The organism is Pseudomonas sp. RC2C2 (assembly GCF_018390435.1).
Classification (GTDB): domain Bacteria; phylum Pseudomonadota; class Gammaproteobacteria; order Pseudomonadales; family Pseudomonadaceae; genus Aquipseudomonas; species Aquipseudomonas donghuensis.
In genome coordinates this window covers 1180855-1193401 of the sequence record NZ_JAHBAX010000002.1, presented here as the reverse complement: position 1 = coordinate 1193401, position 12547 = coordinate 1180855, and the positions used below count along the sequence as shown (strand labels likewise).

The 12547-nt window shown below is 63.9% G+C and carries 13 protein-coding genes; 9 read left to right on the top strand and 4 right to left on the bottom strand.

Annotated features, from left to right (window positions below; genetic code table 11):
• Positions 1–6: 6 nt before the first annotated feature.
• The 7 genes from cydB (at position 7) to KHO53_RS24145 (ending at position 7178) form a co-directional block, all read left to right on the top strand.
• A complete protein-coding gene (gene cydB / locus KHO53_RS24175) occupies positions 7–1023 on the top strand; it encodes a cytochrome d ubiquinol oxidase subunit II (RefSeq protein ID WP_036997167.1) in 1017 nt (338 codons plus the stop codon).
• 102 nt (positions 1024–1125) lie between these two features.
• Complete coding sequence (locus KHO53_RS24170; protein ID WP_010220126.1) at positions 1126–1443, top strand: DUF2388 domain-containing protein; 318 nt, start codon at positions 1126–1128, stop codon at positions 1441–1443.
• Positions 1444–1577: 134 nt separating this feature from the next.
• On the top strand, positions 1578–3836 hold the full coding sequence (locus tag KHO53_RS24165; protein ID WP_159388690.1) for a sigma 54-interacting transcriptional regulator: 2259 nt from the start codon (positions 1578–1580) through the stop codon (positions 3834–3836).
• Positions 3837–3881: 45 nt separating this feature from the next.
• Positions 3882–5078 carry an S-methyl thiohydantoin desulfurase domain-containing protein gene (locus tag KHO53_RS24160; protein WP_159388689.1) on the top strand — a complete coding sequence of 399 codons (1197 nt, stop codon included), beginning with the start codon at positions 3882–3884 and terminating at the stop codon, positions 5076–5078.
• The gene (locus KHO53_RS24155; RefSeq protein ID WP_010220123.1) at positions 5078–5794 is read left to right on the top strand and encodes an aspartate/glutamate racemase family protein; all 717 of its coding nucleotides are present in this window, start codon (positions 5078–5080) and stop codon (positions 5792–5794) included. The genes KHO53_RS24160 and KHO53_RS24155 overlap by 1 nt, the downstream gene beginning before the upstream one ends.
• A gap of 178 nt (positions 5795–5972) precedes the next feature.
• Positions 5973–6659: a RhiA family protein gene (locus KHO53_RS24150; protein ID WP_010220122.1), complete on the top strand. Its 687-nt coding sequence runs from the start codon at positions 5973–5975 to the stop codon at positions 6657–6659.
• A 75-nt stretch (positions 6660–6734) separates the two neighbouring features.
• Entirely contained in the window at positions 6735–7178 is a 444-nt protein-coding gene (locus KHO53_RS24145) for a hypothetical protein (protein WP_010220121.1), read from the top strand.
• Between the two features lie 36 nt (positions 7179–7214).
• Here KHO53_RS24145 and KHO53_RS24140 read toward each other — a convergent pair whose 3' ends face one another.
• Both KHO53_RS24140 and KHO53_RS24135 read right to left on the bottom strand, forming a co-directional pair.
• The gene (locus KHO53_RS24140) at positions 7215–7838 is read right to left on the bottom strand and encodes an FMN-dependent NADH-azoreductase (protein WP_213571071.1); all 624 of its coding nucleotides are present in this window, start codon (positions 7836–7838) and stop codon (positions 7215–7217) included.
• Positions 7831–8292 (bottom strand): GNAT family N-acetyltransferase, encoded by a 462-nt coding sequence (locus tag KHO53_RS24135; RefSeq protein ID WP_010220119.1) that lies wholly within the window; start codon positions 8290–8292, stop codon positions 7831–7833. Before KHO53_RS24135 ends, KHO53_RS24140 begins: the two co-directional genes overlap by 8 nt.
• Before the next feature lie 87 nt (positions 8293–8379).
• Between KHO53_RS24135 and pdxR the strand changes: the two genes are divergently transcribed.
• Complete coding sequence (gene pdxR / locus KHO53_RS24130; protein WP_010220118.1) at positions 8380–9792, top strand: MocR-like pyridoxine biosynthesis transcription factor PdxR; 1413 nt, start codon at positions 8380–8382, stop codon at positions 9790–9792.
• Between the two features lie 29 nt (positions 9793–9821).
• On the opposite strand, the gene KHO53_RS24125 is transcribed toward pdxR, so the two are convergent.
• Positions 9822–11213: an aldehyde dehydrogenase family protein gene (locus KHO53_RS24125; protein WP_010220117.1), complete on the bottom strand. Its 1392-nt coding sequence runs from the start codon at positions 11211–11213 to the stop codon at positions 9822–9824.
• 103 nt (positions 11214–11316) lie between these two features.
• On the opposite strand from KHO53_RS24125, the gene ptrR reads away from it, so the two are divergent.
• Positions 11317–12204 (top strand): putrescine utilization regulator PtrR, encoded by an 888-nt coding sequence (ptrR, locus tag KHO53_RS24120; RefSeq protein ID WP_010220116.1) that lies wholly within the window; start codon positions 11317–11319, stop codon positions 12202–12204.
• Here the strand turns inward: ptrR and KHO53_RS24115 are convergent.
• Positions 12182–12487, bottom strand: a complete 306-nt coding sequence (locus tag KHO53_RS24115) for a hypothetical protein (protein WP_010220115.1) — start codon at positions 12485–12487, stop codon at positions 12182–12184. The two genes, ptrR and KHO53_RS24115, sit on opposite strands and share 23 nt — an antisense overlap.
• Between the last annotated feature and the right edge of the window lie 60 nt (positions 12488–12547).

Below are 12547 nucleotides of genomic sequence, written 5' to 3'. Positions count from 1 at the left end.
TTCAACATGGCAATTCAAGGCATTGACCTGTCGATCATCTGGGGCGTGATCATCGCCTTCGGGCTGATGATGTACGTGATCATGGATGGCTTCGACCTGGGCCTGGGCATCCTCTTTCCGCTCATTGAGGATTCCCGCGAGCGTGACGTGATGATGAACACCGTGGCCCCGGTGTGGGATGGCAACGAAACCTGGCTGATACTCGGCGGCGCGGCGTTGTACGGCGCCTTTCCGCTGGCCTATGCGGTAATACTCGAAGCGCTGTACCTGCCGTTGGTGCTGGTGCTGGCCGGGCTGATCTTTCGCGGCGTGGCCTTCGAGTTCCGCTTCAAGGCCCAGGCGCACAAGCGTCACCTGTGGGACAAGGCGTTCATTGGCGGCTCGATCGTTGCCACCTTTTTTCAAGGGGTGGCGATCGGCACCTATATCGGCGGCATCCCGGTGGTCGACCGCCAGTTCGCTGGCGGCGCCCTGGACTGGCTGGCGCCGTTCCCGCTGCTGTGCGGCGTCGGCTTGCTGCTGACCTACGCCTTGCTCGGCAGCACCTGGCTGCTGATCAAGACCGAGGGCATGCTCGAGTCGCGCATGCGCCATTACAGCCGGCCGCTGACTTACCTGCTGGCGTTGGTGATTGTGCTGATCTGCGCCTGGACGGCGTGGCTGCACGCCGATATCGCCCAGCGTTGGCTGGCCGGCAGCCACTGGATGCGCTCGCTGCTGATTGCCGTGCTGGCCGTCGGCGCAGTGGTGGTGATCCAGAAGACCCTGCGCAAACGTCACTCGCACCTGCCGTTCATTGGCGTCGTGGCCCTGGTGTTTCTTGGTTACCTGGGCCTGGCCATCAGCATCTGGCCGAACATCGTGCCACCCGGCGTCAGCCTCTGGCAGGCCGCTTCGCCGCCGTCCAGCCAGCTGTTTGCCCTGATCGGCGCGCTGTTCATCATCCCGGTGATCCTGGTTTACACCTTCTGGAGCTACCACGTGTTCCGCGGCAAGGTGAAAGTCGGCGACGCCTATCACTGAGGCCCATGGTGAATTTTTTTACCGGGGCACCAGGCCAGGGAACTCAAGGCTACTTGCGGCAATCCTAGTTGAGGTAGGTACACGTTATCCGGAGGCACCATCATGCGCCGTTTACTGTTCGTTTCCTCGCTTGTGCTCTGTCTGCCCTTCGGCTCGGCCCTGGCCCGTGTCGACGCGGGTGATGTTGCCACCTCGGCGGGGATTTCCGCTTCGCTGTATTCAACGTTCAAGGATGACAAACGGATCATCCCGGCACGTGACGACGCGTCGTCGTTCATCGCCAGTGGCGGTGCAATCCGCGGGGTGTATCTGGAGTCGATGCTGCAGAGCATTCGCGCGCAGAACCCGGACCTCAACGCCAGCGATGAAGCGTTGGCCCGGGCGATCCTGCTGCAGGACGCGTTTGGCGCCGGGCAGTAAAGCCCTTGTGGGTGCGGCGCCACGCCACGGCAGTGGCCGCACCGCACGTCTAAATCCCCAAGCCTAATGGCTACCTGCCATTGCGCTTCTGCTATACCTCTATCCCTGCCAATACCACTTCAGGAAGGATTCCGATGGGGGCATCCAGCAGGGAGCAGGGCGCCGAAGCCAACGGCGTGATGGGGCCGTCGCCGGCCATGCAGGCTTTACATGCACTGATGGAGCGGGTAGCTGCAAGCGACCGGCCGGTGCTGATCTGTGGCCCCACCGGGGCTGGCAAGGAAGTCATCGCCCAGCGACTGCATCGCCTGAGTGCGCCAGGCAAGCCGTTCATCGACCTCAATTGCGGGGCGATCCCCGAGTATCTGCTCGAAGCGGAGCTGTTCGGTCATGCGCGAGGGGCATTCACCGGGGCCGTTGGCGAGCGGGCAGGGCACTTGCAGATGGCCGGTGCGGGCACGCTGTTTCTCGATGAAGTGGGCGAGCTGCCACTGGTCCTGCAACCGAAGTTGTTGCGTGTGCTTGAAACCCGCCAGTACCGTCCGCTGGGCAGTAGCGAAAACCGCCACTTCGCCGGGCGCGTGATCGCCGCCACCCACCGTGACCTCAAGGCGTTGGTGCATGAGGAGCGCTTTCGCGAAGACCTCTACTACCGCCTTGCCGTGTTCGAGCTTGAGCTGCCGAGCCTGGACGCCCGGCGCGAAGACATCCCCGGCCTGATCCAGTACTTCTGCAGCCTGCAGCCACGCCCGCTGACGTTCGACGCCAGGGCGACGGCGCTGCTGTGCCAACGGGACTGGCCTGGCAATGTGCGCGAGCTGCGTAACCTCATCGATCGTATCGGCGCCCTGGCCCAGAGCCCCGAGATCGACTGTGCCGCACTGCAGGCCTTTCTCGAACCTGTGCAGCACTCGCCGCAGAAATGGGCAAACCTCGCCGAGGCGCTGCTGCAACTGGAAGGCAACGACAAGCTGGCCGCCGCCGAGAACCTGCTGGTGGAACATGCGTTGCAGCGTTGCAAGGGTAATAAAAGCGCGGCCGCGCAGTTGCTTGGGGTCAACCGCAAGGTCATCGAGCGGCGCCAGAAATTGCGCGCAGACAAGCGCCAGGCGGTAGAGCGCTACCTTGCCCAGGGCCGCCTGCTGATCGAAGACGCCGACTTCCGTGGCGCCTTGCCGGTATTGCAGAAAGGCTTGCAAGTGGCAGGTGACGTCTTCGACTGCAAAGACCTGTGGCGCCTGCAGTTCGAATTGCACCGCTTGCTGGGTGTGAGTTTTCGCAGCATCGAGGGCTGGCTCAGCGCTACCAGCCAGGCCAGCTACCGTAGCGCCCTGGCCCTGGCGGCGGAACAGGGCACTTCAGACGAGCTGTCGTCGGTGCAGTTCGGTGTCTGGACCACCCAGTTGATGGGCCTGGAGTTGGGCAAGGCACGGGCTACCGCCCAGGACATGCTGCAGCGGGCGCAACAGGCCGGCCTTGGTGCCTTGCGCATCGAGGCCCATGTGGCCATGGCCAACACGTTGTTCTGGCTGGGCGATTTCGAAGAAAGCCTGGCCTGCCTGAACCGCGGTGAGCTGCTCAGCGAATACCAGCCGGACTGGCCCCAGACCCAGGGCCTGGACCTGATTGGCCTGGCAATCACCTTCGAGGGGCTGTCGGCCTTCGAGTTGGGCCGCTTCGCTCAAGCCCGCCATGCTCAGGCCCAACTCACGGCCCGTGCCGGGCAGACCGATGCCAACGCCTTCAACCGCGCCGTGGCCTTGCAGGGCGCGGCCTGGTTGGCGGCGGTGCTGGGCTTGCAGCCAGCCCTGGGCACCCTGGCGCGGGAGCTGGAGCAGTTGTCGGCGCGTCACGAGTTCTCGTTCTATCAGGGCGTCGGGCAGATCCTGCGCGGTTATCACCAAGGCTTGGAAGGCTTCTACGATGAAGGCGAGCGCGCCATCGCCGATGGCTATCAGCATCATGTCCTGCGCAACGGCGGTCAGCTGTTCCATGCGTTCCAGGCCTGGAAGCGCGCAGAAGTGTTGCTGCTGGCCGGACGGGTACGTGAAGCACTGGCGCTGGCAAACAACGCCCTGGACCTTGCCCAGGACCATCAGGAGCGTGCCTACCTGTGCGAGCTGATGCTGCTCAAGGGCCGTGCCTTGCTGGCTGCCGGCGAGCAGGATGAGGCCGAAAGCACTTTGCGCAACGCATTGTCCACCACCCTGACCCTCGGCAGCGTACCGGCGCGCCTGCGCACCGGCCTCGAACTGACCCGCCTGTTGCAGCGCGATGGTCGCCCGGAACAGGCCGCCCTGGTCCTGGAGCGGGCCTTGCGCGGCATCGAGGCGGATTGCGGCTACCCACCGGCGCAGCAAGCCAGTGACTGGCTGGCACGGCTGCGGCGCTGAAACCTCTACGGCGATTCACCCATAGACAACACCAGGAGCAAGACCATGGCTTTCGAGCTGGAACACAAGGATATGCGTGCGTTGATCGATGGTGGCTGCTTTTTCGGTAGTGGTGGTGGCGGCACGCGCACCTCGGCCCTGCACTTGCTGGAGTACTTCAAGGTCGGTGATTTTTATCCCACCAACCGGGTCACAGTGGTCAGCGTGGAAGAGGCACGGGAGGGGGACGCTGCCGTACTGGCCTACATGGGGGCGCCGGAAGCCATCGCCGGTTGCCGCTACCCCCTTGGGCCGGTCCAGGCGTTGCAGAGTATTGCCCGGCGCCTGGCCAGCGAGGGCCGCAGGCTGGCTTATGTGGTACCACCCGAGAGCGGTGCCCTGGGCTTTCTGGTGGCCTGCCTGGCGGCTGCGCGGCTTGGCCTGGCGGTGATCGATGCCGACGGTGCCGGACGCGCAGTGCCGTCGTTGCCGATGCTGACCTTCGCCGCCGTCCAGGTGCCGCCGCGGCCGGCCTTCGTGGTCAGCCACAACGGTCTTGAGGTGGAACTGAACGTAACCCCACCCACTGACGCTACAGATTACAACGATGATGCCAGTGTGATCGCCGAGCAAATGCTGCGGCCGATCGTCGCTTCGACGGCCTTTGGCGAGTTCGGTGGCTTGGCGCTGTGGGTCATGAGCGCTGAGCAATTGCCCCGGGCATTGCCGATTCGCGCCACCCTCAGCCGCGCCCTGGACCTGGGCCGGGCCTTGCATGCCGGCGAGCTGGGCAGCACCGAGGCACTGCTGGCATTCCTTGCCAGGCGCTGCGGCATCCAGGCCCGGATGCTGTGCGGGCCTGCGCGTATCGACCACGCCGGGGCCAACACCATGGGCGGCTTTGATGTCGGCACCATCGACCTGCAAAGCGCCGATGCCAGCCTGCGCCTGTGCTACGAGAACGAGTCCTTATTGTTGTGGGACAGACACCAACCGCAACCGCTGGCCATGGCCCCGGACAGTATCAGCTGGTTTTTCCCGGGCCCGGGCCCGCAGGTGGCCTCCAACGGTGACCTGGTCGGCAATGACGGCCGCCTCGCTGCGCACTACGGCGGGCGGCCTGTCTGCCTGCTCGGCTGGCAGGCCGAGGCGCCGTTGCGGGTGCCTGGCGGGTTGATCCTCTGGAGCTTCGAGCAGTTGCTGGCAAGCCTGGGCTACCCCGGCCCGTACCGCAGCATCGGGCAATTGCAGGAGGTCCGCTGATGAGCCTGCGAATCGCCATGCTCGCACCGGTCAACAGCAGCGCCTACAACACGGCCCTGATGGCCTGCATCGCCCCGGTGGTACCGGCGGATGTCAGCGTACAGGTGTTCAACCTCGACCAGGGCAGCCCCAGCATCGAAAACCGCTTGAACCTGAGTGAAAATGCCCCGGCAGTGGTAGCGCTGGCCCAGCGCCTGGAGCAGGAAGGCTTCGACGGCATCTGGCTCAGCGACTTCGACATGTGCGGGGTGGAGGCGGCCAGGGAAGTCATCGACATCCCGATCATTGGCGGCTTCCCCACCTCGGCGTTCACCGCACTGGGGCTCTGCCAGCGGTTCTCGATCATCACCATCCTGCAGAGCACCCTGGCCCTGCAGCAAGGTCATGTGGCCGCCTACGGCCAGAGCAACAACTTTGCCTCGATCCGCGCCATCGACTGCCCGGTGGCGCGCTTGAGCGATGTCGATGTGGTGCTGGTCAAGGCACTGGAGGCGGGCTTGGCGGCCGTCCGCGAGGATGGTGCGCAGGCGTTGTTGCTGGGCTGCACCGGTTTCATGGGCGTCGCCGAACGGCTGTCGCGCCTGCTTGAGCAGGACCTGGGCTGCTATGTACCGGTACTGGACCCCAACCAGTGCGGCTTCAGTTTCCTGCTTTCTCTGGTGCGCATGGGCTTGCGCCCGAGCCGTTTGTGCTACAGCAAGGCGAGCCTGGGCTGAGGTGGTCGATTGCGTCCCCGGCCACGGGGACGCAATGGACGAAAACGGCCAACCCTCTTTTGTTGCATACAGCCAAGCTATTGATTTTACGGCCATTAGAGGCTTGGCACAGATGCTGCTGTTCTCTCCTGGCGTGGCAGACGACCTGCCCGCATACAACACGACAATGGAGAGTGTCATGCCCAACTACTACGTGGACTTCAATAACAACACCAGTGAAACCTGGACCATGGGGGTGTATCAGGAACTGCCAGGATCGGTCGGATTGGAGAGTGTTTCCTGGAAGCAGACCACTGTGCCGCAGATGGGTGAAAGTGGCGTGGAATGGGAGGTTGACTACAACGTCGCCATCGCCAACTACAAACAGAACGGCGGGATTGGCGTGTACAAGGCCAGCCAGACCCTGGGCGCCAGCCTGGGCTCGGTGTGGGACTGCGTGTTCGAAAACAACGTGCAACAATTGCGTCTGGCCAGCGGATCCACCTTGCCTGACTCGATTCTGATTCGTAACGCCTCCAACCAGCTTGCCAACCTGGGCATCGGCATGAGCGGCCAGGGGGCGGTGTACAAACGCAATGTCGTCGGTGGCGGCTCAGCTCAGTTCCAGGTCACTCCGACCTATTACTTCGGGCTGTTCAATAACCTGGTGCTCGGTGAAGTGATCAGCAGCAACGTGGTGGTCGGTCCACAGAAACTGGTGTTCCCGTCCGGGTTGAACTGCGCCACCGTCACCGCCCGGATGGACGGTGCCAATATCAAGTTGAGCGTTGCCTATTCGCAGGTGTCCTCGGTGTCTTACGAGGTGGTCAATCGCCTGCGTGCCATCCAGCTGGAACGCACCGGCGAACTGCTCGAGCGCGCCTAAGCCTTGCCCTCGGTGTGCTGCGCGCATGCGCGGCACACCCGGGGTGCGGTTTGCCATTTCTGCAAGGAGCTGATCATGAACGAAGCTGTTAAATCCCAAGCCCTGACCCAAGACGGCCCGCTGGCTTTCACCAGCGACAAGGGTGTCTCGCCCACGCAACTGGAGAAGTTCGTCGCAACCGTCGACCTGCAGGCCGCCGAAGTGGCTCGCGGGCTGCTCGACAGCCTGAAGAAAGAAGGGGTGAAAGCCCGCGTGGAGCAGCGCCAGAACCAGTACCTGATTATTCAGGAATCGCTCAGCCCCAGTGTCGCCGAGCTTGCGGCGGTCGACCCGAACAGCCGGCCATCACGGATCCGGCTGTTTATCCGCAGTGCCGACGCACCGCCGACGATCAACGCCTTGCGGCTGTTTTTCCGCGACTGGCGGGCGGTGGCCGGGCTGGTCGCTGTCGGTACCGCCTGGCAGGCCGGCCAATGGCTGATGACGGTGCGCCGGCGCGAAGGCCCAACCCAGCACTGAGGCCCTGTGAGTTACAGGATGCTGCTCAAGCAGGGTTCAGGCCGGCGCGGCCAACTCGGCAAACAACGGGTGACCTGCAAGCACAAGCCTGGCCTGAGTAGTGGCGGCAAGCACCGCTTGCTCATTGATGGCCAGGCCCTCCAGGTAGACGAAGTGCACATCCTGCAGGCCCAGTGTACCGAGCACATGGCGCAGGTAGGGGCTGAGAAAATCCGGCTGGCGGGCCCGCGCTCCCCGATGAAAACCACCTGAACTGACGATCACGTAGACTGGCCGATCCCCCAGCAGGCCGACCTTGCCGTCAGGGCCGGCAATGAAGGTGCGGTGGATTCGCAGGACATGATCGATCCATAGCTTGAGTGCTGCCGGTACGCTGAAGTTATGCATGGGGGTTGCGATCAGCAGTACCTCACACCGTTCCAACTCGCTGACCAGTACCTCGGAGTGGGTAAATACCGGGTCGTGTGCGGGCGTCAGCCGGGTCAGTGCAGTCGCGTAACCCGCGCTCAGTGGCGCCAGTGGCGCTGCAGCCAGGTCACGCAGGGTGACCTTGAGCTGAGCGTGCCGTTGGCGGATACAGTCGACCATTTCACCGGCAAGGCGCAAGCCAATCGAGGCGCTGCCACGCATGCTGGCATTGATCAGCAGCAGGTTATCCATGGCGCTGCCCCTCGGCTGCGGGCAATGCCTGGACGAAATGCATGCCTTTGGCCAGCAGTCCCTCGCGATAGTAGAAGCGCTGAGCCAACGGCATATGCAAGCCGGTATCCAGCACCAGGTACGCATGGCCGTAACGCAGGCCCTCTGCGCGTGCCGCATCGAGCAAGGCTGCGCCCACGCGCAGGCCGCGCATTGCGGGGGCAACGACCAGATCGTCGACGTAGGTAAAGCGCCCATAGAGCAGGTTTTCGCTGATCCGCACACCGGCCAGGCCCAGCAGTTGCTTACCGTAAAAAGCCCCGAGCAGCCTGTAGCCTTGCTGCGCTTGGCGCCTGACTTGCTGAGCGAACGCGTCGGCGTCAACCAGGTGCGGCCGCAGCTCGCGCATGAGCTCGAATGCCGCCTGCTGTTCGGCACCTTCTTGCAGGTATCGGATGGTTGCCTGTTCGCCCACGGGTATCTCCCTGATCAATTTGAGGCGTTACTTTACGGCCGCGACGGACTACCTTATAGGTCCAAAAAATGCACAAATGACTAGGACATGCCGAATTCCTGCCCGCCACCCAACCCGCATGCGGCGACGCCGATCTATCGTCAGGTTTATCTGCGTTTTCGCCACGCCATCAGTGCCGGGCGCCTTCAGCCTGGCGAGCGTCTGCCGTCGGTTCGGGCCTTGGCGGCGGAACTTAACCTGGCGCGCGGTACGGTCGAGGCGGCTTACCAGATGCTCGCCGGTGAAGGCTATGTGCAGACCCGAGGGCCGGCCGGTACGGTGGTAGCGCCGTTGCTGAGCCCGACCCCGGTTGATGCCGGTGAGCGGCGGCTTGACCCGCCACAGACATTCCCTAAGCCTGCAGCGCTTGCGCCAATGCCTTTGCAGATGGGGCTGCCGGCGCTGGACGCGTTCCCGCGCAAACTGTGGACGCGCCTGCTCGGTCGCACCTTGCGCCAGAGCGGCCTGGATGGCCTGGTATACCCGGACCCTCAGGGGGACCTTGCACTACGCCGTGCGTTAGCGAGCTACCTGGGGGTGTCGCGGGGGATTTCCTGTACAGCGGAGCAGATTTTTATCTGTGCCGGATACCGTGCCTGCCTCGACCTGATATGCCGCAGCCTGCTGCACGATGGTGATCGCTGCTGGTTCGAAGACCCGGGTTACTTCCAGGCCAGGCGCTTTCTTGAGCAAGCCCGGGCGCAGTTGATTGCGGTTCCGGTGGATGCCGACGGCCTGGATGTCGAAGCCGGCATGGCGCTGGCGGGTGACGCGCGCTTCGCCCTGGTCACGCCTCATCACCAAAGTCCCCTTGGGGTCACGCTCACGCTGCCCAGGCGCCAACGCCTGCTGGAATGGGCCAGCAGCCAAGGCAGCTGGGTCATAGAGGACGACTACGATAGCGAATACCGTTACCGCGGTCGTCCGGTGCCGGCACTGAAGAGCCTCGACACGCAGGGGCGGGTCCTGTACTGCGCCACCTTCAGTAAAGTGCTGGCGCCAGGCATGCGCCTGGCTTACCTGGTGGTACCGCAGGCTCAGGTGGCCCGCTTCGCCACGGTGGCAGGGGACATGCAGAACCACTGCCCGCAGCTTTTGCAGGCGACGGTGAGCGCATTTATCGAAGCGGGGCACTTTGCCAGGCACTTGAGGAGGATGCGTGGCCTCTACGCCGACAGGCGCAGGTACCTGGTCGACGCCTTGCAGGCCGAGGTGGGCGAGCACCTGCAACTGGACGACAGGGCGGGTGGCATGCACCTGGTGGCACATCTGGCCGGCGGCCTTGACGATTGCACGATCGCCAGGCGCGCGCACCACCTTGGCCTGGCGATTGAACCCCTTTCCAGCTGGTATCGCGGGCACGGGCAACGGCACGGCCTGTTGATCGGCTTTACCAATGTCAGCAGCCGCGAGCAAGCCGCTGAGCTGGCCAGGCGGTTACGCCTGGCGATGGACCTTTAGCCGGGCGCGTGCGCTCGTGCTGGCGGCGATCAATTGCGATCGATCCACACCGTCTGCGCGTTGCAGAACTCGCGCACGCCGAAGTGCGACAGCTCACGGCCAAAACCGCTTTTCTTCACGCCGCCAAAGGTCACCCGTGGGTCACTGGCGCAGTAGCCATTGATGAACACGCCGCCGGTGTCCAGCTCAGCGGCCAGTTGTTCGGCCAGCGCGGCATTGTTGGTGTAAAGGGTCGAGGCCAGGCCGAACTCGCTGTCGTTGGCCAGCTCCAGGGCATGGCGGGCATCGCGGGCGGTGATGATCGAGGCCACCGGGCCAAACAGCTCCTGCTTGAACGAGGTCATCTGGTCGGTGACGTCTGCCAGTACCGTCGCCTGGTAGTAGTTGCCATTGCCTTCGACCTTGCCTCCACCCAGCAGCAGTGTTGCACCCTCGGCCAGGGTCGCCTGGACTTGCTGGTCCAGTTCGTCGCGCAGGTCAAAGCGCGCCATCGGGCCGATGTAGGTGTCGGCGGCGTGCGGGTCGCCCATCACCAGGGCTTTGGTGGCGTCGACGAACTTGCGGGTGAACGCCTCGACCACGCCTTGCTCGACGATCAGCCGCTTGGCGGCGGCGCAGACCTGGCCAGTGTTCTGGTAGCGGCCGATCACCGCGGCCTTTACCGCTTCATCGAGGTTGGCATCGTTGAGCACGATGAACGGGTCGGAGCCGCCCAACTCCAGTACGCATTTTTTCAGCGCGGCGCCGGCCTGAGCGCCGATGGCGGTGCCGGCCCGCACGCTGCCGGTCAGGGTCACGGCGGCGATGCGCGGGTCGGCGATGGCCTTGGAGACGCCATCGGGAGTGACGTTGATCACCTCGAACACCCCTTCAGGGAAGCCGGCGCGCTTGAACGCCTCGAGCAGCAGGTAGGCACTGCCCATCACGTTCGGTGCGTGCTTGAGCACATAGGTGTTGCCGGCCAGCAGCGCCGGCACGGCGCCGCGCAGCACCTGCCAGATCGGGAAGTTCCACGGCATTACCGCCAGCAGCGGGCCGAGCGGACGGTATTCGATGCGGGCCTTGCCAGCGGGTACCTGGGCAGGCTCGGCCTGGAGCATGGCCGGGCCGTTGGCGGCGTACCATTCGCACAACTGGGCGCATTTTTCGAGTTCACCCCGCGCCTGGGTGACCGGCTTGCCCATTTCGTCGGTGATCATTCGGGCCATGGCTACGGCGTTGTCGCGCAGGGCGCCGGCCAAGGCCAGCAAGCGCTCGGTGCGGGCCGCTACCGGCGTGCGGCGCCAGGCGGCAAAACCTTGGGCAGCCCGGGCCAGGGCGGCATCCAGAACGGCGTCGCTTTCATAGGCGTAGTGGCCGATCTGCTCGCCGCTGGCGGGGTTGATCGACAAAGCATGGGTCTGGAAGTTGATCGCGGTCATCACGGCGGTCCTGAGGGGAGAAGAACGGCTTCAGACTACTGCGTTGTATCTTTGCCTGAAACTGAATAATACTGAGCAAAACATTCACGCGGAGAGAATGAGCATGGACCTGGTGCAACTGGAGATGTTCAAGGCGGTGGCCGAACAAGGCAGCATCAGCGCTGCGGCCCAGCATATCCACCGCGTGCCGTCGAACCTGACCACGCGGATCAAGCAGCTGGAGCAGGAGCTGGGTGCCGAGCTGTTCATTCGCGAGAAAAGCCGCTTGCGCCTGTCGCCAGCGGGCTGGAACTTCCTCGACTATGCACGGCGCATTCTTGACCTGGTGGCTGAGGCGCGGCTGACCGTGGCCGGTGACGAGCCGCAAGGCGCCTTCGCCCTCGGCTCGCTGGAAAGCACCGCCGCTGTGCGTATTCCGACGTTGCTCGCGGCGTACAACCAGGCCTACGCCAAGGTCGAACTGGACCTGACCACCGGTCCTTCAGGCGCGATGATCGATGGCGTACTCGCCGGGCGCTTGAGTGCGGCGTTTGTCGATGGGCCGGTGCTGCATCCGGCGCTGGAGGGCGTGCCGGTGTTCGTCGAAGAGATGGTGCTGATCGCGCCGCTCAACCATGCGCCGATCACCCGCGCCAGCGAGGTCAATGGCATGACCATTTACGCCTTTCGCGCCAACTGCTCGTACCGGCATCATTTCGAAAACTGGTTTGCCCAGGACGAGGCGGTGCCGGGCAAGATCATCGAAATGGAGTCGTACCATGGCATGCTCGCCTGCGTCAGCGCCGGTGCAGGCCTGGCGCTGATGCCGCGCAGCATGCTCGAAAGCATGCCCGGGTGCAGTACGGTCAGTGTCTGGCCGTTGTCGCAACGCTTTCGCTACCTGCGTACCTGGCTGGTGTGGCGGCGGGGCACGGTGTCGCGCAGCCTGAGGACTTTTGTGCAGTTGCTGGAGGCGCGGGGCGAGGTGCTCAAGGTCGAGGAGGCGCAGTGAAGTGTGCGGCGGCGCCTGGATTTGCGAGCGCTGCGCGCTCGATCGCCGGCAAGGCCGACTCCCACAGGTTCGGTGGCGTCAGGATGTCCGCGCTGCGCACACCCCGTAACTGGTCCGCAAGCTCGGCATTGATCGCCACCAGCTTGGCAATGTTCTGCCGGGCCTTGAGCAACTCGGTGTTGAGGTACTCGGCTTCGTTGGTCATCAGTACCACCTGATGCTTCCACATTTCCACCAGGGTCGGTGAATCAGGCGCGGCGAAGTCTTCATCGTAGTCGTTCATCATGTGTACTCGTTGATGCTGTATGCATATACAGTAATCCATGTTTACAACCTTTTGCCA

Coding starts and splice junctions, on each gene's coding strand:
- KHO53_RS24160 (WP_159388689.1), top strand. CDS start 3,882: ATGGCTTTCGAGCTGGAACACAAGGATATGCGTGCGTTGATCGATGGT.
- KHO53_RS24115 (WP_010220115.1), bottom strand. CDS start 12,487: ATGAACGACTACGATGAAGACTTCGCCGCGCCTGATTCACCGACCCTG.
- pdxR (WP_010220118.1), top strand. CDS start 8,380: ATGCCGAATTCCTGCCCGCCACCCAACCCGCATGCGGCGACGCCGATC.
- KHO53_RS24165 (WP_159388690.1), top strand. CDS start 1,578: ATGGGGGCATCCAGCAGGGAGCAGGGCGCCGAAGCCAACGGCGTGATG.
- ptrR (WP_010220116.1), top strand. CDS start 11,317: ATGGACCTGGTGCAACTGGAGATGTTCAAGGCGGTGGCCGAACAAGGC.
- KHO53_RS24140 (WP_213571071.1), bottom strand. CDS start 7,838: ATGGATAACCTGCTGCTGATCAATGCCAGCATGCGTGGCAGCGCCTCG.
- KHO53_RS24150 (WP_010220122.1), top strand. CDS start 5,973: ATGCCCAACTACTACGTGGACTTCAATAACAACACCAGTGAAACCTGG.
- KHO53_RS24145 (WP_010220121.1), top strand. CDS start 6,735: ATGAACGAAGCTGTTAAATCCCAAGCCCTGACCCAAGACGGCCCGCTG.
- KHO53_RS24170 (WP_010220126.1), top strand. CDS start 1,126: ATGCGCCGTTTACTGTTCGTTTCCTCGCTTGTGCTCTGTCTGCCCTTC.
- KHO53_RS24125 (WP_010220117.1), bottom strand. CDS start 11,213: ATGACCGCGATCAACTTCCAGACCCATGCTTTGTCGATCAACCCCGCC.
- cydB (WP_036997167.1), top strand. CDS start 7: ATGGCAATTCAAGGCATTGACCTGTCGATCATCTGGGGCGTGATCATC.
- KHO53_RS24155 (WP_010220123.1), top strand. CDS start 5,078: ATGAGCCTGCGAATCGCCATGCTCGCACCGGTCAACAGCAGCGCCTAC.